Source organism: Myxococcus sp. MH1 (assembly GCF_059738865.1).
The window spans coordinates 2297080-2322125 of record NZ_AP026947.1 but is presented as its reverse complement, the minus strand read 5'-3'; the positions used below and the strand labels follow the sequence as shown (position 1 = coordinate 2322125).

20 protein-coding genes are annotated in these 25046 nt (G+C 71.6%); 13 read left to right on the top strand and 7 right to left on the bottom strand.

The window, feature by feature from the left end; all coding sequences use genetic code 11:
- The first annotated feature begins 34 nt into the window (after positions 1–34).
- Positions 35–550 (top strand): TfoX/Sxy family protein, encoded by a 516-nt coding sequence (locus tag AC6JA9_RS09640; RefSeq protein WP_483579395.1) that lies wholly within the window; start codon positions 35–37, stop codon positions 548–550.
- Between the two features lie 13 nt (positions 551–563).
- Here the strand turns inward: AC6JA9_RS09640 and AC6JA9_RS09635 are convergent, their stop codons facing one another.
- Positions 564–2210: an AMP-binding protein gene (locus tag AC6JA9_RS09635; RefSeq protein WP_267697520.1), complete on the bottom strand. Its 1647-nt coding sequence runs from the start codon at positions 2208–2210 to the stop codon at positions 564–566.
- A gap of 91 nt (positions 2211–2301) precedes the next feature.
- Positions 2302–3210: an Fpg/Nei family DNA glycosylase gene (locus tag AC6JA9_RS09630; protein WP_426747746.1), complete on the bottom strand. Its 909-nt coding sequence runs from the start codon at positions 3208–3210 to the stop codon at positions 2302–2304.
- A 163-nt stretch (positions 3211–3373) separates the two neighbouring features.
- Between AC6JA9_RS09630 and AC6JA9_RS09625 the strand changes: the two genes are divergently transcribed.
- The gene (locus tag AC6JA9_RS09625) at positions 3374–4219 is read left to right on the top strand and encodes a serine O-acetyltransferase (protein WP_223747890.1); all 846 of its coding nucleotides are present in this window, start codon (positions 3374–3376) and stop codon (positions 4217–4219) included.
- Positions 4220–4263: 44 nt separating this feature from the next.
- A complete protein-coding gene (cysK, locus tag AC6JA9_RS09620) occupies positions 4264–5187 on the top strand; it encodes a cysteine synthase A (protein WP_223747889.1) in 924 nt (307 codons plus the stop codon).
- An 8-nt stretch (positions 5188–5195) separates the two neighbouring features.
- Here the strand turns inward: cysK and AC6JA9_RS09615 are convergent, their stop codons facing one another.
- Positions 5196–6332, bottom strand: coding sequence for an aminotransferase class V-fold PLP-dependent enzyme (locus tag AC6JA9_RS09615; RefSeq protein ID WP_463750731.1), 1137 nt, complete (start codon positions 6330–6332; stop codon positions 5196–5198).
- A 153-nt stretch (positions 6333–6485) separates the two neighbouring features.
- On the opposite strand from AC6JA9_RS09615, the gene AC6JA9_RS09610 reads away from it, so the two are divergent.
- The 4 genes from AC6JA9_RS09610 to AC6JA9_RS09595 all read left to right on the top strand — a co-directional run bounded on the left by AC6JA9_RS09610 (position 6486) and on the right by AC6JA9_RS09595 (position 10921).
- Positions 6486–8021 carry a c-type cytochrome gene (locus AC6JA9_RS09610; RefSeq protein ID WP_497959541.1) on the top strand — a complete coding sequence of 512 codons (1536 nt, stop codon included), beginning with the start codon at positions 6486–6488 and terminating at the stop codon, positions 8019–8021.
- Positions 8022–8284: 263 nt separating this feature from the next.
- Positions 8285–9571 carry a LamB/YcsF family protein gene (locus AC6JA9_RS09605; protein ID WP_267697524.1) on the top strand — a complete coding sequence of 429 codons (1287 nt, stop codon included), beginning with the start codon at positions 8285–8287 and terminating at the stop codon, positions 9569–9571.
- On the top strand, positions 9571–10443 hold the full coding sequence (locus AC6JA9_RS09600) for a 5-oxoprolinase subunit C family protein (RefSeq protein ID WP_497959540.1): 873 nt from the start codon (positions 9571–9573) through the stop codon (positions 10441–10443). Before AC6JA9_RS09605 ends, AC6JA9_RS09600 begins: the two co-directional genes overlap by 1 nt.
- Position 10444: 1 nt before the next feature.
- Positions 10445–10921, top strand: a complete 477-nt coding sequence (locus AC6JA9_RS09595; RefSeq protein ID WP_463750733.1) for a GNAT family N-acetyltransferase — start codon at positions 10445–10447, stop codon at positions 10919–10921.
- On the opposite strand, the gene AC6JA9_RS09590 is transcribed toward AC6JA9_RS09595, so the two are convergent.
- The gene (locus AC6JA9_RS09590; RefSeq protein WP_497959539.1) at positions 10900–12153 is read right to left on the bottom strand and encodes a sensor histidine kinase; all 1254 of its coding nucleotides are present in this window, start codon (positions 12151–12153) and stop codon (positions 10900–10902) included. The two genes, AC6JA9_RS09595 and AC6JA9_RS09590, sit on opposite strands and share 22 nt — an antisense overlap.
- A gap of 497 nt (positions 12154–12650) precedes the next feature.
- Here AC6JA9_RS09590 and AC6JA9_RS09585 point away from each other — a divergent pair, with 497 nt between their 5' ends.
- From AC6JA9_RS09585 to AC6JA9_RS09570, 4 genes are read left to right on the top strand one after another with little or no spacing between them, the layout of a single operon-like run.
- Positions 12651–13211 carry an RNA polymerase sigma factor gene (locus AC6JA9_RS09585; protein ID WP_473566652.1) on the top strand — a complete coding sequence of 187 codons (561 nt, stop codon included), beginning with the start codon at positions 12651–12653 and terminating at the stop codon, positions 13209–13211.
- Positions 13208–13945: a hypothetical protein gene (locus AC6JA9_RS09580; RefSeq protein ID WP_248545770.1), complete on the top strand. Its 738-nt coding sequence runs from the start codon at positions 13208–13210 to the stop codon at positions 13943–13945. Before AC6JA9_RS09585 ends, AC6JA9_RS09580 begins: the two co-directional genes overlap by 4 nt.
- A gap of 34 nt (positions 13946–13979) precedes the next feature.
- A complete protein-coding gene (locus AC6JA9_RS09575; protein ID WP_497959538.1) occupies positions 13980–14522 on the top strand; it encodes a hypothetical protein in 543 nt (180 codons plus the stop codon).
- A 7-nt stretch (positions 14523–14529) separates the two neighbouring features.
- Positions 14530–17424: a CHAT domain-containing protein gene (locus AC6JA9_RS09570; RefSeq protein ID WP_497959537.1), complete on the top strand. Its 2895-nt coding sequence runs from the start codon at positions 14530–14532 to the stop codon at positions 17422–17424.
- Here the strand turns inward: AC6JA9_RS09570 and AC6JA9_RS09565 are convergent.
- Both AC6JA9_RS09565 and AC6JA9_RS09560 read right to left on the bottom strand, forming a co-directional pair.
- The gene (locus AC6JA9_RS09565; RefSeq protein WP_223747879.1) at positions 17415–18149 is read right to left on the bottom strand and encodes an amino acid ABC transporter ATP-binding protein; all 735 of its coding nucleotides are present in this window, start codon (positions 18147–18149) and stop codon (positions 17415–17417) included. The genes AC6JA9_RS09570 and AC6JA9_RS09565 overlap by 10 nt on opposite strands.
- 8 nt (positions 18150–18157) lie before the next feature.
- Positions 18158–19633, bottom strand: coding sequence for an ABC transporter permease subunit (locus AC6JA9_RS09560; RefSeq protein ID WP_497959536.1), 1476 nt, complete (start codon positions 19631–19633; stop codon positions 18158–18160).
- Positions 19634–19752: 119 nt separating this feature from the next.
- Between AC6JA9_RS09560 and AC6JA9_RS09555 the strand changes: the two genes are divergently transcribed.
- Positions 19753–21108, top strand: a complete 1356-nt coding sequence (locus AC6JA9_RS09555; RefSeq protein ID WP_408891458.1) for a hypothetical protein — start codon at positions 19753–19755, stop codon at positions 21106–21108.
- 4 nt (positions 21109–21112) lie between these two features.
- Here AC6JA9_RS09555 and AC6JA9_RS09550 read toward each other — a convergent pair whose 3' ends face one another.
- Complete coding sequence (locus AC6JA9_RS09550; protein ID WP_223747876.1) at positions 21113–22720, bottom strand: sigma 54-interacting transcriptional regulator; 1608 nt, start codon at positions 22718–22720, stop codon at positions 21113–21115.
- Between the two features lie 214 nt (positions 22721–22934).
- On the opposite strand from AC6JA9_RS09550, the gene AC6JA9_RS09545 reads away from it, so the two are divergent.
- Entirely contained in the window at positions 22935–24974 is a 2040-nt protein-coding gene (locus AC6JA9_RS09545; RefSeq protein ID WP_223784521.1) for a serine hydrolase, read from the top strand.
- Positions 24975–25046 lie beyond the last annotated feature (72 nt).

Genomic DNA, 25046 nt, shown 5'->3' with positions numbered 1-25046 from the left:
GGCGCCAGGGAAACGGAGGAACACGGTGGCTCGAATGGACAGCTTCGTGGAGTACACGGTCGAGTTGTTGGAGAAGCTCGGCCCGGTGCAGGCCCGGCGGATGTTCGGCGGCTGGGGGCTGTACTTCGGCGGGCGGATGTTCGGCCTCATCGGCGACGGCCAGCTCTACTTGAAGACGGACGAAATCTCCCGACCGGAGTTCCAGGCCGCGGGCTGCCGTCCCTTCGTCTGGGAAGGCGGGGGCCAGCGCATCGAGATGAGCTACTGGACGCCGCCCGCCGACGCCAGCGATGACGCCTACGCGCTGCTGCCCTGGGCCCGTCGCGGCGTCGACGCGGCGACCCGGGCCGCGCTGAAGAAGGCGCCGAAGAAGAAGGCTGCCGCGAAGAAGACTCCTGCGGAGCCCGCGAAGAAGGCCGCCGCTCCACGCAAGGCCACCAAGACCCCGGCGAAGAAGGCTCCCGCCCAAAAGCCCTCGGCGAAGAAGAAGCCCGCCGCGAAGAAGGCCTCCACCGCGCGCAAGGCGAAGCCTTCGTCACGCCGTCGGTGAGCCCGCGCGCCGCTCAGGCGGTCTTGATGTCCGCCGCCGTCTGCAACCCCAGCTCGGCGACGGAGACCTCGCGCATCCGGAACTTCTGCACCTTGCCCGTCACCGTCATCGGGAACGCATCCACGAGCTTCCAGTAGCGCGGAATCTTGAAGCTCGCGATGCGCCCGGTGCAGTGCTTCGTCAGCTCCTCCGTCGTGAGCGCCACGCCCGGCTTCGCCTTCACCCAGGCCATCACCTCCTCGCCGTACTTCACGCTCGGCACGCCGATGACCTGCGCCTCGCTCACGCCCGGGTGCGTGTGCAGGAACTCCTCCACCTCGCGCGGCGAGATGTTCTCCCCGCCCCGGATGATGAGGTCCTTGATGCGGCCCACGATGCGCACGTAGCCGTCCGCGTCCATCGTCGCCAGGTCACCCGTGTGCATCCACCCCGCGCGGTCCACCGCCTTCGCCGTGGCCTCCTCGTTCGCCCAGTACCCCAGCATCACGCTGTACCCCCGAGTGCACAGCTCCCCCGCCGTCCCGCGCGGCACCACCTCGCCCGTCTCCGCGTGGACGACCTTCACCTCCAGGTGCGGATGCACGCGCCCCACCGTCGACACGCGCTTGTCCAGCGGGTCATCCAGCGAGCTCTGCGTCGACACCGGTGACGTCTCCGTCATCCCGTAGCAGATGGTCACCTCGCGCATGTTCATCTTCGACTGCACCTGCTTCATCACCTCCACCGGACACGGCGAGCCCGCCATGACCCCCGTGCGCAGCGTGGAGAAGTCGAACTCGCCGAAGCGCGGATGGTCCAGCTCCGCGATGAACATCGTCGGCACGCCGTACAGCGACGTGCACTTCTCCGCCTGCACCGCCTGCATCACCGCCAGCGGCTCGAAGGCCTCCCCCGGAATCACCATCGTGGAGCCGTGTGACGTGCAGGCCAGGTTGCCAATCACCATCCCGAAGCAGTGGTAGAACGGCACGGGGATGCACACCCTGTCAGCGGGGCCGTACTTCAGCGCCTCCCCGATGAAGTACCCGTTGTTGAGCACGTTGTGGTGCGACAGCGTGGCCCCCTTGGGGAAGCCCGTCGTCCCGGACGTGTACTGGATGTTGATGGGGTCATCGAACTGGAGCGACGCCTCGCGCGCCTCCAGCGTGTGCCCGCTCACGTGCTTCGCGTTGGACAGGAGCAGCTCCCAGTCCTCGTCCAGCACCAGCGCCACGCGCAGCTCGGGACAGCGCGGACGCACCTGCTCCAGCATCGACTTGTAGTCCGTCTGCCGGAAGCCCTTGGACAGCAGGAGCACGCTGGTGCCCGACTGGTTGAGCGAGTACTCCAGCTCCGCCGTGCGATAGGCCGGGTTCAGGTTGACCAGGATGGCGCCGATGCGCGCCGTCGCGTACTGCGTCACCACCCACTCGAAGCGATTGGGAGACCAGAGCCCCACCCGGTCCCCCTTCTCCACGCCCATGGCCAGCAGCCCCTTCGCCACCTGCGTCGTGGTGTCCCACAGCTCACGGTACGTCGCCCGGTAGCCCTGGGAGACGACCACGAGCGCCTCGCCGTCCGGGTACCGCTCCACCGTCCGCCGCAGGTTCTGCCCGATAGTCTCTCCAAGCAGCGGAGTGGAACTGGTGCCATGCACGTACGAGGGAGGCAGTGGGCTCATGCCGGCATCGTCACGCCGTCCATCGCGGTGGGCAAGCCTCACCGTCCCCGCCTGCACACTCCCCATCGTCGCGCAGGAATTGCGCGGCACCTCACCGGGCCGTCGAGCGGGCGGTCCGCTTCTTCATCTCGCGCCGCGCGTCGCGTCGCTTCACCTGGACGGTACGGGCCTTCTTCTTCGCGACCCGAGGTCGAGGCACCGCGTCGACGCCCTGGCACTCCGCGCAGAAGAACAGCCCCCGCGCCGCCAGCTCGCGCCTCCACACCTTCGTGCCACAGCGCGGACAGGGCTGCCCCTCACGGCCATACACACAGAAGCGCTCCGCGCGCTTCCTGCCCGCGACACACTCCGGCACCCGCGGCGCGCCCGGCGTGACGATGTGCCCATCCCGCGACGCATCCGCCAAGAGCCGCTGGAGCACGTCCCACAGCCTCGCGAAGTCCGCCTCGCTCAGCGCGCCCGCCGGCAGCAACGGGGGAAGCCTCGCCAGGAACAGCGCCTCCGCCCGGAGGATGTTGCCCACGCCGGACAGCCGCTCCTGGTCCAACAGCGCGAGCGCCAGCGGCATCCGCCCCCGACACAGCTTCTCGCGCGCACGCTCGGGCGACGACTCCGCGCGCAGCGGGTCCTCTCCGAGCCTCGCGCGGAGCTTCGCCTCGTCCTCCGCCGTCAACAGCTCACAGGCCTGCGGCCCGGTCAGGTGCAGCGTGGCGTGGGGCGAGGACAGCCGCAGCCGACAGGCCGGGGACGGCACAGGCGCCTCGCTCCGGAAGTGGCGGATGTTCCCGAACAACCCCAGGTGCACATGCAGCCGGACCTCGCCCTCGAAGCGATAGAAGAGATGCTTGCCGTGCGCCTCCACCGCCTGGAGCACCCGCCCGGACACCACCCGCGCCCCGTCTCCGAAGCGCCCCTGCGGCGAGTCCGCCGTGAAGCGCCGGCCCGACAGCCAGCGGCCATGGACCCGCGCCACCCGGTGGATGATGTTCCCTTCTGGCATCCCCCTGGGTAACCCCCGGCCCTTCCAGGCGCCAAGGCGCCCCTGCCCCCCGCCCGGGGACCAGCCGGGGCGGCGCCCCTGTCCACTGGGCTCCTCCCCACCACCGAATCGGGCGTTCCCCTGATGCGCGCTCACCACGCACCGCATTAAAAGGGGGAGGTTCATGGAAGACTCAAACGCCAGGCTGGTCGCCGCGCTGCTGGAGGCCCGACAGCGCCACTGCTTCCCCCCGGATGTGCGGCGGGCGGCTCCCGAGTTCGTCGGACAGGTGCTCGGACTGCTGTTCCCCCACTTCGCCGAGCGCCTGGAGTGTACCGCCGCCGCCGTGCGCCGGGACGTCACCACCGTGGAGGCCAGCCTCCACCGCCTGCGCGAGACGCTCGCCCCGCTCTACCCCGACATCAACGCCAGCATCCCCACGCGCTTCATGGAGCGGCTGCCGGAGCTCTACGACTGGCTGCGACAGGACTCGCAGGCCATCTTCGAGGCCGACCCCGCCGCGCGCTCCGTGGACGAGGTCATCCTCACGTACCCGGGCTTCCTCGCCATCGCCATCTTCCGCGTGGCCAACGCGCTGCACACGCTCGGCTTCCCGCTGCTGCCGCGCCTGCTCACCGAGCACGCGCACCAGCGCACCGGCGTGGACATCCACCCGGGCGCCACCATCGGCCGCAGGTTCGTCATCGACCACGGCACCGGCGTGGTCATCGGCGAGACGACGCTCATCGGCAACAACGTCACCGTCTACCAGGGCGTCACGCTGGGCGCGCTCATGGTGGAGAAGGCCCTGGCCGACAAGAAGCGCCACCCCACGCTCGAGGACGACGTGGTGGTGTACGCCAACGCCACCATCCTCGGCGGGGAGACGGTGGTGGGGCGCGGAAGCATCGTCGCGGGCAACGCCTGGCTCACCCAGAGCATCCCCCCCAACTCGGTCGTCACCCGCCGCAGCGAGATTCGCCCCCGAGGGGCCGACGGCGCCATGGACGCCATCGAGTTCCACATCTGAACGCTCCCGAAGCACCCACCGCGCAGCCCCCGACGAGGCCCGACATGAAGGCGAACAACATCCTGGAGACCATCGGCAACACGCCGCACGTGCGTATCAACCGGCTGTTTCCGTCTCGCGTCACGGTCCACATGAAGCTCGAGCGCGCCAACCCCGGCGGCAGCATCAAGGACCGCATCGCGCTCTCCATGATTGAGGACGCGGAGAAGCGCGGCATCCTCAAGAAGAACAGCATCATCATCGAGCCCACCAGCGGCAACACCGGCATCGGCCTGGCCATGGTGGCCGCGGTAAAGGGCTACAAGCTGGTGCTCGTGATGCCGGACTCGATGAGCATCGAGCGCCGCCGCCTCATGTCCGCCTACGGCGCCACGTTCGAGCTCACCCCGCGCGCCCAGGGCATGAAGGGCGCCATCGCCCGCGCCAAGGAGCTGGTGGAGCAGGTGCCCGACGCGTGGATGCCCCAGCAGTTCGAGAACGAGGCCAACATCGAGGTGCACAAGCGCACCACCGCGCAGGAAATCCTGAAGGACTTCCCGGACGGGCTCGACTACCTGATTACCGGCGTGGGCACGGGCGGCCACATCACCGGCTGCGCCGAGGTGCTCAAGCAGCACTGGCCCAAGCTGAAGGTGTTCGCGGTGGAGCCCACCAAGTCGCCCGTCATCAGCGGCGGCCAGCCCGGCCCCCACCCCATCCAGGGCATCGGCGCGGGCTTCATCCCGGCGAACCTGCACACCAACGTCCTCGACGGCACCATCCAGGTGAACGAGGAGGACGCCGCCGAGTTCGCCCGCCGCTCCGCGCGCGAGGAGGGCATCTTCGTGGGCATCTCCTCCGGCGCCGCGCTGGCCGCGGTGAACCAGAAGCTGGGCGAGATGCCCGACGGCAGCCGCGTGCTGTGCTTCTGCTACGACACCGGCGAGCGCTACCTCTCCATCGAGACGCTCTTCCCCGCGCAGCAGTAGACGCGGGTTCAGCCGCCGAAGCCCCTCACCAGCTCCACCAGCCGGTCCATCTCCGACGGCAGGTTGTAGAAGTGGGGGGACAGGCGGATGCGGCCCCGGCGCACGGAGTGGGAGACGTGGTGCTCGGACAGGTACGCGCTGAGCGCCCGAACGTTGGCCCCGGGCGGCAGGAAGGTGAGGATGCCCGCGCGAAGCCCGGGCGTGGGCCCCACCTCGCAGCCCAGCTCGACGAGGCCCTTCTCCAGGCGCGCGAGCAGCTCCTGGATGCGCGCCTCGATGTTCTCCACGCCCACCTCCTGGAGCAGCTCCAGCGCGGCGCCCAGCGCGTAGAGGCCAGGGTAGGCGGCGCTGCCCTCCTCGAACTTGCCCGCGTCCGGACGCAGCTCGAAGTGGGTGCGGTTGAAGTTCCAGGCGTCCGTGGTGCTGCGCCAGCCCACGAGCACGGGGCGCACGCGCGGCAGCACCTCCTTCGCCACGTACAGCACGCCGATGCCGGAGATGCCGAGCATCCACTTGTGGCTGTCCGCGCTGAGGAAGTGGATGCGACACTTCTTCACGTCCACGGGCACACAGCCGACGCTCTGGATGGCGTCCACGCAGAACAGGACGCCGGCCTTCTCACACAGCGCGCCCACCGCCTCCAGGTCCGTGCGCACGCCGGTGGCGAACTGCACGGAGGACACCGCCACCAGCTTCGTGCGAGGGGTGAGCGCCCGGGCCACCGCCTCCACCGTGACGCCGCCGGACGGTGCCTCGATTTCGCGCACCACCACGCCCCGGTCCGCCAGGTGCTGCCAGGGATAGACGTTGGAGGGGTACTCCAGCGACGTGGCCACGGCCACCTCGTCCCCGGGCTTCCAGTCGAGCCCCTCCGCGACGAGCCCCAGGCCATGGCTGGTGTTGCGCACGAAGGCCATCTCGCCCGGCTCCGCGTTCAGCAGGCGGGCCGCCAGGGCGCGGATGCGCTCGCAGTGGGCCTCCCAGCCCCGCTCGTGCTGGATGCCATGGTGGACCAGGTCCTCCATCCACCCGCGCACGGCCTCGGCGGCGCGCAGGCTGGTGGGGGCCACTCCCGCGTGGTTGAAATAGAGCTGCTCCCGCAGCACGGGGAACAGGGCACGGTAGGACTCGAGAGGGCGCGTCATCCGCGCGAGTCTAGCCAGGAGCCCGGCCAGCCGGGCGGGTGACGTTGACACTCCAAGGAGCTGCCCGTTCACCCGAGAGCAGGAGCCCCCCTCCCGGGACGGTGGGTGGATGGGATAAACATCGGGCCCCGGTTCCAGGAGAGAGGGCAGCACATGCGACGCGAGGTCCGCGGTGTCGTGAGGAGCATGGTGTTGGCGAGCGTGTTGCTGGCCGGATGTGCCGGCACCGTCAAGGCGCCCTATCCCAAGCTCCAGGCGGACACCTCGCCCGCGGCCATCGCGCGCGGCGCCGCCATCTTCCACGCGAGCTGCGAGTCGTGTCACCGCGGCGGTGACAACGAGACGGCCTCCGGCGCGCCCCTGCACGAGCTGCCGTCGTACATGGGGAAGTTCCACGCCTCCAACCTGACGTCCCATCCCACGGCGGGCATCGGCTCCGCGACGGACGAGGAGCTGGCGCGCGTCATCCGGTACGCGGTGAGCCGGGATGGCCGGCTGATGGTGATGCCCAGCTACGGGATGGGGGACAAGGACCTGGCGGCGGTGCTCGGGTTCCTTCGCTCGGGGCATCCGCTCTTCACGCCGGACCCGACGCCCGCGCCCCGCTCCGAGTTCAGCTTCATCGGCGGGCTGGGCTTCCGCATCATCACCGGCAACGAGCCCATTCCCCGTCCGCCGCTGGGAATCCCCGTGCCGGAGAAGGCGGCCACGCTGGAGTACGGCCGCTACATGGCGCATGACGTCTATGATTGCGCGTCCTGTCATACGCCGGGCTTCAGCCCGCGCAAGACCGAGGGCGACGAGGTCTTCTCCGGCGGCATGTCCTTCAAGGACCCCGAGGGACAGGACGTCGAGTCGAGCAACATCACCTTCCACGGGACGGGGCTCGCGCACTGGACGCTGGAGGACTTCACCCGCGCGGTGAGGGACGGCATCGCGCCGGACGGGTCCGCGCTGCGCTCGCCCATGCCCCGCTTCCGTGGAATGGACGCGGTGGAGGCGCAGGCGCTCTATGACTATCTGCGCTCGGTGCCGCCCAAGAAGAACAACGTGGATGGCGCCCGCCCGCGCCTCACCGCCACGTCCGTGCGCCCCACCTGGGTGACGAAGGTCCATGGCGCCGATGACGGTGCGGAGGGCGATGAGGGCGCCGAGTCGACGACCGTGGCGGAGGCGGCGTCTGCCACCACGACCGGTACGGGCACGGCATCCGCTGCGCCGACGACTGGCTCCGTCGCGGGCACGACGCCGCAGGGCCCGGCCACCACCGTGGCGGGCACGGCGACTCAAGGCTCGGCCACCGCGGTGGCCTCGAACACCGTGGCGGGTACGACGTCGCAGGGCCCGGAGACAACGCGCCCCGTCGCAGGCACGCAGCCTCCCGCCACCACGCCCCCCGCGCCCCGCAGGCCCCGGCCCGCGGCTCCGAAGGTGGACGCGCCCAAGCTCTTCACGCAGCTGGGCTGCGCGGGCTGCCATGCCCCCGGCGCCCGCTACCACGAGCAGATTGCCCGCGCGTCCCGCCGCTCGGACACCGAGCTGGTGCGCTGGGTGCGCAACCCGGAGCAGTTCCAGCCCGGCACCCCCATGCCCACGTACGCGGACCTGCTCGACGAGCGCACGGCGCTGGCCCTGGTCCGCTGGGTGAAGTCCGGTGGCCCCGCGACGCTGGCCCCTGTCGCCCACTGAGCCCACCGCGACGCACGGCGAAGCCACCTCGCGCCCCGCGTGCCGGCCGCGCGGCATAATTCGCGCGAAATGACCCGAGAAAGCACGCCCCCACGTATCTGGGTTGGAAGTTCCTCGGGGTGTCTTTCGACAACACCGGGGCACGCGCCACCCCGGTGCCATCCGGCCCCTGCCCCGGGGTGGCGTGTGTAATCTTCCGAGTCCTCGCTGCGCTTCCCGGACGGAGGGCTGCGTCCGGGACGCGGCTCGCATAGCGTGGACGCATGACGGAGTGCCTCCTCAACATCGACCTGGGTGAGCTGCCCGACGAGGATGAGCGGCTCTACGCGCTCGCCCACGTGGCCAACATCGCCTGCGGCGCCCACGCGGGCGACGATGCGTCCATGCGCCGCGCGCTCGCCCTGTGCGCACGGCATGGCACCCGCGCCGGCGCGCATCCGTCCTACGAGGACCGGGAAGGCTTCGGACGCCGCGCGCTCGACGTGCCCCCCGAGGCGCTCCGTCGACAAGTCGCCCACCAGTGCGCCCGCCTGGCCCGCCTGGCCCGCGAGGAGCGCCTCCCCGTCAGCCATGCCAAGCCCCACGGCGCGCTCTACCACGCGGCCAATGCCTCACCCGCGCTCGCCCGCGCCGTGGTGGAGGGCATCGTCGAAGCGCTGGGCACCGGCGTCACCCTCATCGGCCCGCCCACGGGCGCGCTCGCGGACGCGGCGACCGACGCGGGCCTGTGCCTCGCGCGCGAGGGCTTCGCCGACCGAGGCACCCTCCCGGACGGCTCCCTGATTCCGCGCGGCCAGCCCGGCGCCGTGCTCACCGACCTGGCCAGGGTCCGCGAGAACACCGTGCGGCTGGTGACGGGCGGAGGCGTCGACACCGTCTGCGTCCACGGCGACACGCCCGGCGCGGTGGAGCTGGCCCGAGAGGTGCGCACGACGCTGGAGGCCCTCGCCCTGCCCCTGGAGCCCCTCGGCGACGGCGCGCTGCGCGTCGTGCTCCCCGCCGGAATCGAGCGACGCGCCGCGCGCGACGTGCTGCATGCGCTCGAGGGCGTGGTGGACGCCGTCGTCACCGAGGAGCACGCGTGCGTGTACTTCGACCCCGACAGGCCGCCCGCGGAGCCTCGACTGGCCCTCGCCCGGCTGCTGAGGGAGCCCGTGGCCACGCAAGCCGCCGCGCTCGTCACGCTGCGCGTGCGCTACGACGGCCCCGACCTGGAGAAGGTCTCCGAGCGGACGGGCCTCTGCGTCGACGACGTGGCCCGGCTGCACACCGCGCGCGAGTACACGGTGCGCTGCGTGGGCTTCCTGCCCGGCTTCGCGTACCTGGGCGAGCTGGACCCGAGAATCGTCGTGCCCCGACTGCCCACGCCGCGCACGCGCGTGCCGGCGCTCGCGGTGGGCATCGCCGGAGGCCGCACGGGCGTGTACCCGTTCGCGTCCCCCGGCGGCTGGAACCTGATTGGCACGGCGCTGGACTTCACGGCCTTCCACCCGGACCGGGGCGCGGTACTGCAGCTCGGTGACAGGGTGCGCTTCGAGCGGGTGGACTGATGGCGGGCTGGTTGGACATCACGGCGATGCGGGCCCCCGCCACCGTGCAGGACGGCGGCAGGCCCGGACAGATGCACCATGGCGTCCCTCCCGGCGGAGCGGTGGTGCCGGAGCTCTTGGCGCGAGCCAACCGCGCGGTGGGCAACCGCTGGGACGCCGCCGCGCTGGAGTGCCTGGGCGCGCTGGAGCTGCGCGCGCGTGGCGCCCCCCTGCGCGTCTCGGTGGATGGCCATGAGCCCCACGCGCTCGATGAAGGCGAGGTCCTCCGCGTCCCCGCCTCCGAGCGCGCCAGCGTCAGCTACGTCGCGGTGGCCGGCGGCGTGGACGTGCCCGTGGTGCTCGGAGGCCGGGGCACGCTGCTGGTGGCGCGGCTGGGAGGACACGAGGGGCGGATGCTGCGCCCGGGAGATTCGCTGCCTGTCGCGGACGCGCTCTCGCTCGCGATGCCCGTGGAGGGACCGTGGGAGGCGGCGGGCCCCATCCGCCTGACGCTGGGCCCCGACACGCGCCACTTCGACTCGCTGATGGCGGCCTCGCTGCTGGGCGGCACCTTCACGGTGTCCAGCGCGAGCGACCGCGTGGGCATGCGACTGCAGGGGCCCGCGCTCGCGCACGGCGACGAGGGCGCGAGGACCTCACGCCCCATGGTGCGCGGCGCCATCCAGGTGACGCTGTCAGGCGAGCCCATCATCCTCGGACCGGACCACCCCACCACGGGCGGCTATCCCGTCATCGCCACCGTCATCCGCGCGGACTGGGGACGGCTGGGCGCCCGACGCGCGGGCATGTCCGTCGAGTTCCAGGCGGTGAGCCAGCACGAGGCCCGCGAGGCCTGGCGCGAGCACGCGCGGCGCTTCCACGCGGAGAGCTGACATGGAGCTGCGCACCGAGCGGCTCGTCCTCCGGGACTTCCGGCGCGAGGACACCCCGAGCGTCCTCGCGTATCAATCCAAGCCCGCCTACCTGGAGCACTACGGCCACCCGCCGCCCACCGCGGACGACGTGCGCGGCTTCGTGGAGCGGCTGTGCCAGTGGGCCCACGAGGTCCCCCGCGCGAAGTACCAGCTCGCCATCACCCTGGAGGGCCGCGTCATCGGCACCTGCGGGCTGCGCAAGGCGTCCGCCGGGGACACCGTCGCGGAGTACGGCTGCGAGCTGGACCCGGCGTTCTGGGGCCACGGCTACGCGCACGAGGCCTCACGGGCGCTCATCACCTTCGGCTTCACCACGCTCGGCCTGCGGCGACTCTTCGCGCTCACCCGGCCCCAGAACCGCGCCGCCATCCGGCTGGCGCAGGCCCTGGGCTTCCACGGCGTGAGCGACGAGCGCTACGAGCGCGGCCCGGACTGACCCGGCGCGCCCGTGGGGAGCGAGAAGGTGAACGTCGTCCCCAGGCCCAGCTGACTGCGCACGCTGACCGTGCCGCCGTGGGCCTCCACGATGCCCCGGGTGATGGAGAGCCCCAGGCCCACGCCGCTGCCCGGCGCGCGCGTCGTGGGGCGCTGGAACCGGTCGAACAGGACGGGCAGCAGCTCCGGGGAGATGCCCGAGCCCGTGTCCTCCACGCTCACCTCGACGACGTTCTCGCGCACCTGCGCCATCACCGTGATTCGTCCGCCCGCGGGCGTGAAGCGCACGGCGTTGCCCACCAGGTTGGAGAACACCTGGTGGATGCGGTCCGGGTCACACCACACGTCGACGTCGTGGGTGTGGTGGCGCAGCTCCAGGCCGATGCCCCGCTCCTGCGCCAGGGGCCCCAGCTCCGAGGCCTGCTCCAACAGCCGCGACAGCGCCATCGACTCCTGGCTCACGCGGAAGCCGCCGCCCTCGATGGCCGCGAAGTCCAGCAGGTCATGGATGAGCCGCTCCATGCGCAGCGCGGAGCGGTTGAGCGTGTCCAGGTGATGGCGCGCGCGCCCGTTGAGCGGGGCCAGGAGCGGCGCGAGCAATGACGTCGTCATCGTGATGACGCCCAGCGGGTTGCGCAAATCGTGGGACACCATCGCCAGGAGCTCCCCGCGCAGCCGCGTCTCCGACTCCGCCGCCTTGCGCGCGCGGCGCTCCGCGTCGTACAGCCGCCCGTTGTCCACCGCGACGGCGGCGGAGTCCGCCAGCGCCTGGAGCAGCGCCACCTCGCGCGCGCCCGGCATGCGCCGCTCCGCCCAGTACGCGCCGATGGCGCCCACCGGGTCCGCGCGGCGCACGGGCACCATGACCAGGCTCTTCACGAAGGTGGAGCGGTAGACGTCGTGCGGGATGCGCTCGTCCGCGTAGATGTCCTCGATGACCGCCGCCTCGCCATGGAGGATGGCCCAGCCGGAGATGCACGCGTGGATGGGGAAGCGCCGCCCCTTCCACAAGGGCGCGATGGCCTCCTCGTCCGCGTAGTGGACCATGTCCCCTTCGCGCAGCACGAACGTGACGCCGTCCGCGCCACTGAGCTGTCGGGCCGCGCGGCGCACCAGCGCCATCACGTCCTCCAGCTCCCTCAGATGGGACAGCTCCTGCACCACTTCCAACAACACCAGCGCGTCATCGAATGTCAGCGCCTCGAGTGGCAAACGTTCCTGAAACCTTCTCAAGGACGACCTCCCTGGGAGCAAGACTCAGCCAACACCTCCGAAAGGAAGGACGTTCACTCGCTCGCCGCGCCGCCAGGGAAGCGGCCTGGCGACCTGCCTCCATCCGTCCTGTCTCCACACCCTTCCACACCCCTCGTTCCCGCAGGAACGGAAAAAGTTGCAACCGCGCGCGCCCCTGGAAGGTTCCGCTGCGCCCGTTCAGAAAAGCGAGCACCCGGGTGAGGGGAAAAAAGCGGGGGTTTCGTTCAGGGGACAGGTGCGCATCCCGGCCCGTCATGACGACGACCGGGTGCCCCTTCCGAGAGGCTCCCCGTGTCATCGCATCAGGACGTCGCCCTTCGCCTCCGCCGCTCGGACAGCCCCCATCCCCGCGGTGACGCCCGCACGCGCTGCCGCCGGCACCCCGTGGCGCGGCGCCGCGAGCACCGCCGTGCGCGAGTCTCCGTCACGCTTGCCGCGGGAGGAGCCTTTCGATGACCATGAGCTTTCCCCGGAGGATGGTCCACGTGGAGCCACGACCGAGACCGACCCAGGCCGCGGGCGCCCTGCTCGATGACGAGCTGGAGAAGCTCCGAAGGGATTTGACCCACGCCGTCGCGCGGGTCTGCCCTCCCCGCCTGGCCGAGCGGCGCGACGACCTGGTGCAGACGGCGATGATGCGCGTCATGGAGCTGCAGCGGCGCGAGCCCGAGCGCTCCAGGCTGGCCCCCGCGTACCTGTACCGCGTCGCGTACACCGCGCTGGTGGACGAGCTGCGCGGGGTGCAGCGGCGCAAGGAGGTGGCGCTGGAGGAGGTGGAGTCGCTGCCCGAGTCGCCGGTGGCCTCGGGTGACCCGGAGCGCTCCGCGGGCTCCTCGCAGATTGCCCGCGCGGTGCGCGACTGCCTCAAGCGACTGGTCCAGGACCGACGGCTGGCGGTGACGCTGTACCTGCAGGGCCACACCGTCCCGGAGGCCGCGGAGCTGTTGGGTTGGGATGGGAAGCGTACCGAGAACCTCGTCTACCGCGGACTGGGCGGCCTGCGCGCCTGCCTCTCCGCGAAGGGATTCGAGCCGTGAGCGAGCACCGACGCGACGACACCGTGGTTCCCGAGGAGGCCACCGTCGAGCGCCTGCGCGCCGTGGTGCGCGGCGAGGACGCCTCCGAGGACGCAAGCTCGCCGGTGGACCCGGACCTCATCTGGCGCGCGGTGAGTGGAGAGCTGCCGGCCGAGGAGCGCCGGGCCGTGGTGGAGCGCGTGGCGGCCGACCCCGCCTGGGCCGCGGCGTGGCGGCTGGCACACGAGCTGAACCGCGCCTCCCGCCGGTCCACCTCCGACGAGCGCGACGACGGCCAGGGCTTTCGGGCCCGGAGGAGCCGTGGCAGGGCGCGCGACGAGCGGCGGTTCCGCTTCGCGTGGAGCCGGCCCATGTGGGGCGCGGTGGCCACCGCGGCGCTGGTGCTGGTGGTGGTGGCCGTCAGGCTCCCGGAGGACGCCGACGCGCCGAACCTGCGGGGCAGGGACACCGCGGGGCTGGTCTCGCGCGTGCCCGAGGACGCGCCGCTGCGAAGGAATGACTGTGTCCTGCGTTGGAGCGGTGGGGTCGAGGGGACGCGCTGGTCGGTGCGGCTGTCCACCGAGGACCTGGGCTGGGTGCACCGCGCGGACTCGCTGGAGCAGAGCGAGTACCGCGTGCCGGAGTCGGTGCTCGCGCCGCTGAAGTCGGGCACGAAGCTGCTGTGGCAGGTGGAGGCGCGGCTGCCGGAGGGTCAGGTGCTCAGGAGCGCCACCTTCGTCAACCGCGTGGAGTGAAATCATGGTGGGGAATCACGAAGGGGGACGCCTCATGAAGACGAAGCATGCGATGACGATGCGAGGATGGATTCGCGGGGGACTGCTGACGCTGGCGCTGGGCCTCTCCGCGCAGGCCTGGGGACAGGCGACGACGTACACGAGCGGGAGGACCCCCTCCATCGCCGGCGAGAGCGGCGACACGGTGGTGTTCTCCGTGGTGGAGAACGCGGTGCGCACCGGGGCGACCCAGTCCGTGGTGCTCCAGGTCGTCGATGCGAGCACGGGCGCGGTGCTCGCGCAGACGCAGGGGACGGTGGGGCCGGACGCGCCGATGCGGCTGTTCTATCGGCCCTCGGTGAGTGGCCCCGTGTATGGACGCGCCTTCGCGCCCACCACCGGGCCGCAGCTCTCCGTGCCCGTCCTCACCGTGGAGCGCTGGAACCCACGCTCCCCGACGGGGTGGAGCTACCCGCAGACCTGCCACTGGGAGCTGGTCCCCATCATGCCGGAGCCGGACCGCCCCGACGGCCCCACCACGGTTCGCGTCTGCGTTCCCGATGACCCGCCCCCCACCCAGGTCCGCGCGGCCCCGTAGGGATGAGATGAGTCCGACGCGACGGCTCCGGCGCGGCACCGAGCACCTCCGCACCCTCGTGGTGGGGATGCTGCTCGTCGTGTGCCCGGCCGTCGTGTCCGCCGCGGAGGATGGGCGGGCCCCCGCGCCCACCCTCGTCGACTGCCAGGAGCGCTTCGCGGCCCGTCCCGATGAGCAGGCGGCGGTGATGTGCTTCTACGAATGCGCGCAGGTCCCCCAGGCGCGGGACACCGTCCGACGGGCGTTGATCTCGCTGGGGGAGAAGCACCCGTCGAACGGGTGGCTCGCCCTGGTGCTCGGCCACGTGGAGTTCCTGTCGGACCGCAAGGCCGCCGAGGCGGCCTATCTGCGCGCGGCGGACCTCTTCCACGAGCGACAGGACGCGGAGGGCGAGGTGCTGGCGTCCATCAACCTGCGCTCCATCCTGCTCAAGCAGCGGCGCACGGAGGAGGCCCTGTCCTGGACGCACCGCGTGGGAGAGGTGGCGCGCGCCTCGGGCAAGCCCGACCTGCTCGCCCGCGCACTCATCGTCGAGGCCAGCCACCTGCACGACGTGGAGCATGACCTGGGCCGCGCCGTCCGCGTGCTCAAGCGCGCCGAGCCGCTCACCTTCCCCGACGGCGCTCCAGGCTTGCAGAAGCAGTACCTGACGCTGCTCCACTCCATCAGCGAGCGGCTGGGGTGGCTGGAGGAGGCCACCGAGGCCTCGGTGCGGCTGGCGGAGGTGGCGCGCGGCTCACGCGACCTCTTCTCGGAGGCGCGCGCGCGGCACTCCCTCGCCAACCTCATGACGCGCCGGCACCTGCGCGACAGGGCGCCCGAGACGCGCGCCCAGGCGCTGCGCATGGCCCGGGAGGCGCTGGTCGCCGCGCGCAACGCGGGTGTCCAGCAGCTGGAGGCGAAGGCGCTGCGGCTCATCGCCGACCTGCTCGGCGACAGCCCGGAGGAGCAGCGCGAGGCGGAGGCGCTGCTGCGGCAGTGCATGCGCATCGCGGAGGAGCTGGCCTCGGACGAGCGGAAGATTTCGTGCCTGTGGACTCGCGCGGAGCGCAGGGCCCACGACGACCCGGTCGGCGCCATCCAGGACTCGGAGGAGTCCATCCAGCTGGCGCTCGGTGTCCCGGACCCGCTGATTCTCGCCCTGGCCCTGCGGGGGCGCGCGCAGGTGGCGTACCTGACGCAGGCGCTCCCCATGGCGCTGGAGCACGCCGAGCGCGCCCTCGACGCGGTGGAGTCCCTGCGGGCCTCGCAGAGCGACGCCCTCATCCAGGCGGAGCTGTTCGCCAGCTGGGCGAGCGACTACCACCGGCTCGCGGGGTGGACGCTGGAGGCGGGCGGCGCCACGGGGAAGAGCGTGCTGATCAACCCGCGCGAGGCCCTGAGCCGGGCCTTCGCCCTGAGCGAGCGCATGCGGGCCCGCAGCCTGCTGGACGCGCTCGTGGCCTCACACGCGCTCGCGGCCCTGGAGGAGACCCCGAAGCACAAGGCCCAGCGCGACGAGGTGCGCGGGCGGCTGACGGCGGTGCAGCGCAAGCTGCTGGAGCCGACGCGCACCGCGGAGCAGCGGGAGGCGGCGCTGCGCGAGCTCCAGGAGCTGGAGCGCATCGAGCGGGATTTGCGTCCCGCGCCGCGACAGGGCGCCCGGGAGTTCGCTTCACTGGAGAGCATCGAGCAGGGGCTCGGCGAGGACGAGGCCCTGCTGGCGTTCCTGGTGGGCGACGACACGGACACGCGCGGCGGCTTCGCGGGCGGCGCGTGGGTGCTGGCGGTGACGAGGAGCGGGACGCGCGCGCACCGCATCCCGGAGCGGGCGCTCCTGACGCCGGCCATCGCGCTGTTCTCGGGACTGCTGGAGCGGCGCGACGGCTCCGAGGCGGGCGCGGCGGCGGCCCTGTACACCCAGCTGCTCGGCCCCGCGCTCGCGCAGCTGCCCGCCGGGGTGCGTCGCCTGATGGTGGTGCCGGACGGTCCGCTGCATGACCTGCCCTTCGCCACGCTGAGACAAGGCGCGGACGGGCCACCGCTCGTCTCGCGCTACGAGCTGTCCCTGGTGCCCTCCGCGAGCCTGTGGCGTCACTGGCGCCAGGCCGCCGTGCGCCCCCCGGGAGGCGAAGCCCTGGTGCTCGCGGACCCGGACCGCAGCGTGCGCGTGTCGGACGCGCGCGTGGTCGCCAGGGAGCGCATGACGGTGTTCGCCGAGGCCGCGCGCGTCGGAGCGCTGCCCGAGGCCCGGCGCGAGGGCCGCGCGGTGGTGGAGGCCCTGCAAGGCACGCAGGTGACCCCGGACCTGCGCACGGGCACCGCGGCCTCCGAGCGCGCGCTCAAGCGCGCGCACCTGGAACGGGTGAGGGTGCTACACGTGGCGGCGCACGCCGTCGTCGACGCCGAGGCCCCCGAGCGCTCGGCGCTGGTGCTCGCCCCGGGCAGCGAGCAGGAGGACGGAATCCTCCAGCCGCGCGAAATCGCGGAGCTGGGCCTCCAGGGCGCGCTGGTGGTGCTGTCGGCATGTCGCAGCGCCTCTGGCGCGGTGCTGCCGGGCGAAGGCGTGCTCAGCCTGTCACGCGCCTTCTTCGAGGCGGGCTCGCGCGCGGTGGTGGCCAGCCTGTGGCCCCTGCGAGACGACGAGGCCGCGGACCTGGTGGCGCGCTTCTACCAATACCTGGCCCAGGGCCTGAGCAGCTCCGCGGCCCTGAGGCGCGCGCAGCTCGACGCCATCGACGACGGCCTGCCCGCCGCGGCCTGGGCGGGGCTCGTGGTGCTGGGGGACGCGTCGCTCACGGTGACGCCGCCGCGCGAGGGCCCCCTGCCCTCCCTCCTCCTGCTGGGAGTCGCTGCGCTCGCCGGGGTGCTCCTGCTGGGCCTCGTCGGGTGGCGGTGGCGCTCCCGCCAGACTCACCGCTGAAGCAGGCGCGCGAGGAACTCGCGGGTGCGCGGGTGCTGGGGCTCGCGCAGCACCTGCTGGGGGCTGCCCTCCTCCACCACCTTGCCCGCGTCCATGAACAGCACGCGGTGGGCGACGTCCGCCGCGAAGCCCATCTCGTGCGTCACCACGCACATCGTCATGCCCTCGCGCGCGAGCGTGCGCATGACCTCCAGCACCTCGCCCACCAGCTCCGGGTCCAGCGCGCTCGTCGGCTCGTCGAAGAGCATCAGCTCCGGCTTCATCGCCAGCGCCCGCGCAATTGCCACCCGCTGCTGCTGTCCACCGGAGAGCTGCGCCGGATAGGCCTCCGCGCGCGCGTCCAGGTGCACCATCCCCAGCATGCGGCGGCCGAGCGCCTCGGCGTCCGCGTCCGACAGCCCCAGCACCCTGCGCGGCGCGAGCGTCACGTTGTCCAGCGCGCTCAGGTGGGGAAACAGGTGGAAGCGCTGGAACACCATGCCCACCCGGCGGTGCAGCGCCTGGAGCGAGCGCGGGTCATCGCGCACGGGCGTTCCGCCCACCACCACCTCCCCCTCCGACGGCACCTCCAGTCCACACAGGCAGCGCAGGAGCGTGGACTTGCCACAGCCGGAGGGGCCGACGAAGACGACCACCTCTCCGGGTTGCACCGTGAGGTCCACGCCCTTGAGGACCTCCAGCGCGCCGAAGCGCTTGTGCAGATTGCGAACCTCGACGAGCGCCATGGCCTTCCTCACGCCTGACGGTGGAGGCGCTTCTCCAGCGCCGAGGCCAGCCGCGTCAGCGGCAGCGTGGCCATGAGATAGAAAAGCGCCACCAGCGGCCAGACGGCGAGCGGTGCGGCCAGCTGGCTCGCCAGCTCCTGCCCCGCCCGCGTCAGCTCCGCCATGCCGATGATGGACACCAGCGAGGAGTCCTTGAGCAGGGCGATGCCCTCGTTGGTCAGCGGCGGCAGCACGTTGCGCACCGCCTGCGGCAGGATGACGTGGCGCATGACCTGCGCGCGGCTCAGGCCCAGCGCCCGCGCCGCCTCCTCCTGCCCCGGGTCCACCGAGGCGATGCCCGCCCGGAAGATTTCGGCGACATAGGCCGCGCTGTTGAGCGTCAGCGCCAACACCGCCGCCAGCATCGGCGCCAGGTCCACGCCGAGCAGCTGCGGCAGCGCGTAGTAGATGAAGATGATTTGCACCAGCAGCGGCGTTCCACGAAGCCCCTCGACGTAGGCCGCGCACAGCCACGACAGCGGCTTGAAGCGCACACGCCGCCCCAGCGCCACCGCCAGCCCCAGGGGCAGCCCGGACACGAGCGCCAGCAGCGTGAGCCCCAGCGTCAGCCCCAGCCCCCGCGCCAGCCGCCACGCCACCTTGCCCCAGGGCACCTCCGCTCGCGCGGCCTGGGCCTTCTGCGCCGCCTCGCCGAAGTAGCGCTCCTCCAGCGCGGCGAACCTCCCGTTGTCGCGCAGTCGCTGGAGCGCGCCGTCCACCGCCTCGCGCAGCGCGGTGTCATCCGGTCGCAGCGCGATGCCGTAGTGCTCCTCGGTGAGCAGCCCGCCCGCGGCGCGGAGGCCCTCGAAGCCGTGGGCGAGGAAGTAGCGCAGCGTCGGCCCGTCCCCCACCACGCCCGCGAGGTTGCCGTTGCGCAGGTCCTGGAGCGCCAGGTCGATGCTCGGATACTGCCGCACCTGGATGTCCGGGTACTTCTCCAGCACCAGCGCGGCGCTCGTGTTGATTTGGATGCCCGCCGTCTTGCCTCGCAGCGTCTCGATGCCGGTGACGGACGTGTCGCCCTGGCGCACCACCACCAGCTGGCCCGCCGTGTAGTACGGCGTGGAGAAGCCCAGCCGCTGCTGGCGCTCGGGCGTGATGGTCACCGCCGAAATCACCAGGTCGAACTTGCCGGCCATCAGCGCGGGGAACACCCCGTCGAAGGACGTGTTCGTCCACGCCACCTTCGCGCCGAGCTCCTCGGCGACGAGCGCGCCCAGCTCGACGTCGAAGCCCACCAGCTCGCCGTCCTTCACGGACTCGAACGGCGGGTAGGTCGCGTCCGTGCCGATGCGCAGCGTCTTCCCCGTCCAGTTGCTCCGGTCGGCGGGAGCGTCCTGGCGGCCACAGCCGAGCCCCACGAGCACCAGCAATCCCCAGGCGAGGCAGGACAGGACGCGCCCACGAAGGGGGGCCCAGAGGGAACAGAGGCGGTGGCGCGGCATGGGACGAACCGCTCACATGCACAACATTCCCTGTCCTTTCAAGGACTTCCGCAGGGGCCGGGCCAGCCCTGACAGCCGCGCAACTTCCGCCCTCCTCGGAGCGATACTTCCTCCACATCATGAAGACCCCCATCTCCGGCCCCCGCGTCCAGCCCCGTCCGCTCGAGACCCCCGCAGCGCCCCCGCCTCGCAACGAGGTGAAGCCGCAGGCTCCGGTGGCGCGCGGTGACTCCCGCGACGTGTCCCGCTTCGACGTGGGCACGCCCCAGAAGCCGGTGGTGGCGCTGACCCCGCCCGTCGCGCCCCAGGGCACGCAGGTGGCCCCGGGCAGCTACCCCAGCGTGGCGGACGTGAAGGCCATCTCCTCCATCCAGGACCCGGTGGCGCGCAACTACGCCATCACCCAGGGCTACTCGGACCTGTCCAACGCGCTGGGGCAGATGCTGGGCAAGGAGAACGCCAACTGGTCCACCTTCGCGACCTGGGCCTCGAAGCAGGCGGGCGTGAGCATCCGCAACGAGGACATGCCCAGGTTCCTCACGGACGCGCTGCAGAAGGCCGGGGACTTGGCCGGTCCGCTGAAGAAGGTGGACGACGTGCTGCGCAAGGTGGGCCTGCCCGCGCTGCCGCTGGGTGACATCGCCGCCGCGGGCAAGGAGGCGCTCGACAACGTCAGCGGCTCCATCGCCGAGGGCAACCAGTTCGTCTTCAACGAGGTGGGCCAGGAGTTCGCCCGCTTCATCGAGACCTTCCAGGGCGACACGTCGTACGACGCGGCGAAGGCGCAGAAGTACCTGGACGGCTTCGCGAAGGACAAGCCGGTGCTGAAGGAGGCCTTCGCGCACTACACGAAGGCCATGTTCGAGAAGGACCCGAACAAGAAGGCGGAGCTGATGCTGCTGGCCAACGACAAGATTGGCCTGCACGAGCAGACGCAGCTGCAGGGCTTCGTGGAGAAGGCGCTCAACTCGCCGGTGCACGACACCTTCCGCAACGTGCTCAAGCAGAGCATCGAGTCGGGCATCAACGGGCTGCCCTTCCCGGCGAGGCTCGCGGGCCAGGCCGCGCTGAAGACGGGCCTGGTGGACGCGGCGCTCGGCCCCGTGGTGGACGCGACGGCGACCGTGTTCCGTCGGCTCGCCACCGAGCACATGATGAAGCTGGCGGTGCCGGGTGGCGCGCTGAAGCTGGGCAACGATCTGCCGCCGCCCGCGGGCATGGAGTCGACGCTCTTCCCGCCGCACCTGCGCTCCATCGAGAACCCGGAGCTGCGCGCGCTGCTGGGCAAGCTGGACTCCAGCCCCGACAGCCTCAAGGGCACCGCGGCCAAGGACTGGAGCAAGCTGGACCAGCGGATGGACTACATCATCGACCTGTTCCGCACGCGCCAGTCGGACCCGCACCTGTTCGACGCGCCGTTCGGCAAGACGGGCACCACGTACCCGCTGCCGGCCACGCAGCCGCGCGCGAACTGAGCCGTCAGACCTCGTCCACCACGAACTGCTCCTGCCGGGCGATGCCGAGCTTCTTCATCCGGCTCTGGAGCGTGGAGGGCTTGAGGCCGAGCAGCGCCGCGGCGCCACCGGCACCATAGACGCGGCCCCGGGTGAGGGAGAGCACGTGCAGGATGTGCTCGCGCTGGACCGCCGCCAGCGTCAGCACGGAGCCGGGCTTCATCGTCGCGTCCACCCCACCGGGGACCGCGGAGGCCTCGAGCTGCGGCGCGCTGCTGGTGGCGCCCGCGTGCGAGGTGATGTCGAAGGACGAGGGCCCCAGCTCCGTGCCGGTCGCGAGGATGGTGGCGCGCTCCAGGGCGTTGGCCAGCTCGCGCAGGTTGCCGGGCCACTCGTAGGACGCGAGCCGGGCGAGCCCTGCGGGGGACACGCGCATGCCGCGACGTCCGGTGCGCCGGGCCTGCTCCTCGAGGAGGAACGCGCACAGCTGCGGCAGGTCCTCGCGCCGCTCACGCAAGGGCGGCAGGCGCAGGGGAAAGACGCTCAGGCGGTAGTAGAGGTCCTCGCGGAAGCGCTTCTCGGCGATGGCGCGCTGCAGGTCCACGTGGGTGGCGGCGAGGATGCGCACGTCCGCGCGCACGGTCTTGTCGCTGCCCACCGGCTCGAAGGCCTTCTCCTGGAGGGCGCGCAGGAGCTTGGCCTGGAGCTCGACGGGCAGCTCGCCCACCTCGTCGAGCAGGAGCGTGCCGCCGTGGGCCATCTGGAAGCGGCCCGCGCGGTCCTTGGTGGCGCCGGTGAAGGCGCCCTTCACGTGGCCGAAGAGCTCGCTCTCGAGCAGGCCCGCGGGGATGGCGGCGCAGTTGAGGGTGACGAAGGGCTCGTCCGCGCGGGAGCTCCAGCGGTGGATGGCGCGCGCGAGGCGCTCCTTGCCGGTGCCCGTCTCGCCGGTGATGAGGACGGGGGTGTCCGTCTCGGCCACCTGCCGGGCACGCCGGGCGAGGTCGCGCATCACGGTGCTGAGGGAGGTCTCCAGGATGCCCTCGGACTCGCCGCCGAGCTGGGCCTCCAGGAGCTTGGCGTGCTCGTGGTCCTGGCGGTGGAGGCGCTCGAAGGTGGCGCGCTGCTCGGCGGCCTGGAGGGCGGTGGCGAGCATCTGACCGTAGACCTCGACCAGGTCCACCACGGGCTGCGGGTAGGTCTCGCACTCGGCGCGGTCGAGCGTGAGGACGCCGTAGGAGCGCTCGCCCGCACAGAGGGGGACGACCATGCAGGCGTGGCCCGGGGGCAGGTCGAGGACGCCGTCGAACGGGTCGCCGTCGCCGTGGGAGTGGTCCTCCTCGGTGAAGGCGCGGGCGCGGCGGGTCTCCAGGGCCTGGCGCAGGGAGGGGAACTCCGAGAGCGGCAGGGCGTGGTGGCGCACCTTGGCGTTGGCGAGCGGGCCGCGCGCGGCCACGGAGACGAGCTTGCCGTCCCGCAGGAGGAACAGGGTCGCCAGGTCGAAGCGCACCACGCGCGTCAGCCAGTCGAGCCCGCGACGCAGCAGCTCCTCCACCGAGTCCTCGGTGGTCGCCAGCTCCACCAGGTCCCGCGCGTCCTTCACGCCCTCGACTCGGCCCGACAGTTCATCCGCCATGAGGCGATGGATAATAGCGTTCCACCGAAATTGCAGTGCCCGAGGCACCGAGATTTCGTGGCGCGGGCACGGGATGTAGGCCCATCTGCCGAAACGCTTGCAAACCCAACACTCGGCGCGAGGGAGGCGGCTTCGACCTTCCGCACCTGAGGTGAATCGGGCGCGGGCTTCGTTCCTGGCTGGCAGCCACACCGTCAAGCAGGAGTCCACGCACATGAAAGCCTTTGGAATGAAGCCGCTGCTGACAGCCCTGTCAGTGCTGATGGCGTCCCTGGTGGGATGCGGGGTGCCCGAGCAGGAGGCGCCCGCCGCTCCGGAGTCCACGCCCGAGTCCACGTCCCAGCAGGCCCTGGTTGGTCCCTATGACCCCTGGGTCGCCCGCCACAACCTCACCGCCGCCCAATATCAGACGGAGTTCAACACCTGGACGGGGCAAGGCTATCGCCTCTCCTATGTCAGCGGTTACGAGGACGGGGGCAGTGCCCGCTATGCCGCCATCTTCGAGGACACGAGCGGGCCCGCCTGGCGGGCCTCACACGGGCTGACCTCCGCGCAGTACCAGACGGCCGTCGTCAACCAGAACGCGCAGGGCTACCGCCCGGTGATGGTCAACGGCTACAGCGTCGGAGGCGTCGCCTACTTCGCGGTCATCTTCCACGCGGACAATGGCGCCCCGTGGGTGGCCCGCCATGACATGACCGCGGCCCAGTACCAGACGGAGTTCAACACCTGGACGGGCCAGGGCTACCGTCCCGTGCACGTCAGTGGCTACACGTCCGGTGGCGCGGAGCGCTACGCGGCCATCTGGGAGCAGTCGGCCGGGCCGGCCTGGCGAGCCCACCACGGGATGACCGCGGCCCAGTACCAGTCCACCTTCAATACCAATGCGTCCCAGGGCTACCAGCTCGCGAAGGTCAGCAGCTACAACGTGGGCGGCACGGACCGGTACGCGGCCATCTTCCACGCGTCCTCGGGGATTCCGATGGCCGCGCGCCACGGGCTCACCTCGGCCGCGTATCAGCAGGCCGCGACGGACCTCAAGAACCAGGGGTACCGCCCCGTCGTGGTGGCGGCGCACAACAACGGGAGCGCGCCCGAGTTCTCGCTGCTCTGGCAGAACCTGACGTTCAGCGCCGCGGACCTGCAGCACATCGACACCACCGTCCAGCAGGCGATGAACGCCACGAACACCGTCGGCCTGTCGCTGGCCATCACCCGCCGCGGGCGCCTGGTGTTCGCCAAGGGCTATGGCCTGGCCGACCGGAGCAACAACACCCCGGTCCACAGCTCCCACCGCTTCCGCGTCGCCAGCGTCTCCAAGCCGATGACGGCCATCGGCATCATGCGGCTCATCGAGAGCGGCCAGATTCAACTGACGGACCGCGTCTTCGGCCGGGGCGCACTGCTCGGTGAGCTCTACGGCGCGCAGGGCACCTACGCCGACAGCCGCGTCCTGAACATCACGGTCCAGCACCTGCTGGAGCACACCGCGGGCGCCTGGGACAACGACGGCGGCGACGGCACGGGCGACCCGATGTTCATGAACACGGCCATGAACCACGCGCAGCTCATCCAGTGGGTCCTGCAGAACGTGCCGCTCGAGTTCGCGCCGGGGACGCGGTACCAGTATTCGAACTTCGGCTACAGCGTCCTGGGTCGCATCATCGAGCGCGTCACGGGGATGACCTACGACGCCTACATGCAGAGCCGCGTGTTCACGCCCAGCGGCGCCACCAGCTTCGCGGTGGGCGGCGACACCCTGGCCGCGCGGCTGTCCAACGAGGTCGCCTACTACCAGCTCGGCGCGGGGGCGGCCAACCCGTACGGCATGCCGGTGCGCCGCATGGACGCGCACGGCGGCTGGGTCGTCACGCCCATCGACCTGCTGCGCGTCTCCGTGCGCGCGGATGGGTTCTCCACCGTGCCGGACCTGCTGAGCGCGGGTTCGACCACCACGATGACCACGCGCACGACGGCGCCGGACACCGCGGGCAACGCCGTCAACTACGCCAAGGGCTGGTCGGTGAACAGCATCCCCAACTGGTGGCACGGCGGCTACGTCCCGGGCACCCAGGCCTTGTTGGTGCGGACCGATGACCGCTACGGCCCCAGCCGCACCGAGGAGTTCACCTGGTCGGTCATGACCAACTCCGACAACAGCACCAGCTCGGGCGTGCCCGACATCAACCTCGACAGCCTCATGTGGAGCGTGGTGAACGGCGTCAACGCCTGGCCCGCACACGACCTGTTCTAATCCGGCACGTGGGACCGGCGGGACGCGCCAGCGCCTCCGCCGGTCCCTTGCCCTCTCGTCGAATCTCGCTCA

Coding starts and splice junctions, on each gene's coding strand:
- AC6JA9_RS09550 (WP_223747876.1), bottom strand. CDS start 22,720: ATGGCGGATGAACTGTCGGGCCGAGTCGAGGGCGTGAAGGACGCGCGG.
- AC6JA9_RS09565 (WP_223747879.1), bottom strand. CDS start 18,149: ATGGCGCTCGTCGAGGTTCGCAATCTGCACAAGCGCTTCGGCGCGCTG.
- AC6JA9_RS09570 (WP_497959537.1), top strand. CDS start 14,530: ATGAGTCCGACGCGACGGCTCCGGCGCGGCACCGAGCACCTCCGCACC.
- AC6JA9_RS09640 (WP_483579395.1), top strand. CDS start 35: ATGGACAGCTTCGTGGAGTACACGGTCGAGTTGTTGGAGAAGCTCGGC.
- AC6JA9_RS09575 (WP_497959538.1), top strand. CDS start 13,980: ATGAAGACGAAGCATGCGATGACGATGCGAGGATGGATTCGCGGGGGA.
- AC6JA9_RS09545 (WP_223784521.1), top strand. CDS start 22,935: ATGAAAGCCTTTGGAATGAAGCCGCTGCTGACAGCCCTGTCAGTGCTG.
- AC6JA9_RS09625 (WP_223747890.1), top strand. CDS start 3,374: ATGGAAGACTCAAACGCCAGGCTGGTCGCCGCGCTGCTGGAGGCCCGA.
- AC6JA9_RS09560 (WP_497959536.1), bottom strand. CDS start 19,633: ATGCCGCGCCACCGCCTCTGTTCCCTCTGGGCCCCCCTTCGTGGGCGC.
- AC6JA9_RS09600 (WP_497959540.1), top strand. CDS start 9,571: ATGGCGGGCTGGTTGGACATCACGGCGATGCGGGCCCCCGCCACCGTG.
- AC6JA9_RS09630 (WP_426747746.1), bottom strand. CDS start 3,210: ATGCCAGAAGGGAACATCATCCACCGGGTGGCGCGGGTCCATGGCCGC.
- AC6JA9_RS09605 (WP_267697524.1), top strand. CDS start 8,285: ATGACGGAGTGCCTCCTCAACATCGACCTGGGTGAGCTGCCCGACGAG.
- AC6JA9_RS09635 (WP_267697520.1), bottom strand. CDS start 2,210: ATGAGCCCACTGCCTCCCTCGTACGTGCATGGCACCAGTTCCACTCCG.
- AC6JA9_RS09595 (WP_463750733.1), top strand. CDS start 10,445: ATGGAGCTGCGCACCGAGCGGCTCGTCCTCCGGGACTTCCGGCGCGAG.
- AC6JA9_RS09615 (WP_463750731.1), bottom strand. CDS start 6,332: ATGACGCGCCCTCTCGAGTCCTACCGTGCCCTGTTCCCCGTGCTGCGG.
- AC6JA9_RS09555 (WP_408891458.1), top strand. CDS start 19,753: ATGAAGACCCCCATCTCCGGCCCCCGCGTCCAGCCCCGTCCGCTCGAG.
- AC6JA9_RS09585 (WP_473566652.1), top strand. CDS start 12,651: ATGGTCCACGTGGAGCCACGACCGAGACCGACCCAGGCCGCGGGCGCC.
- cysK (WP_223747889.1), top strand. CDS start 4,264: ATGAAGGCGAACAACATCCTGGAGACCATCGGCAACACGCCGCACGTG.
- AC6JA9_RS09610 (WP_497959541.1), top strand. CDS start 6,486: ATGCGACGCGAGGTCCGCGGTGTCGTGAGGAGCATGGTGTTGGCGAGC.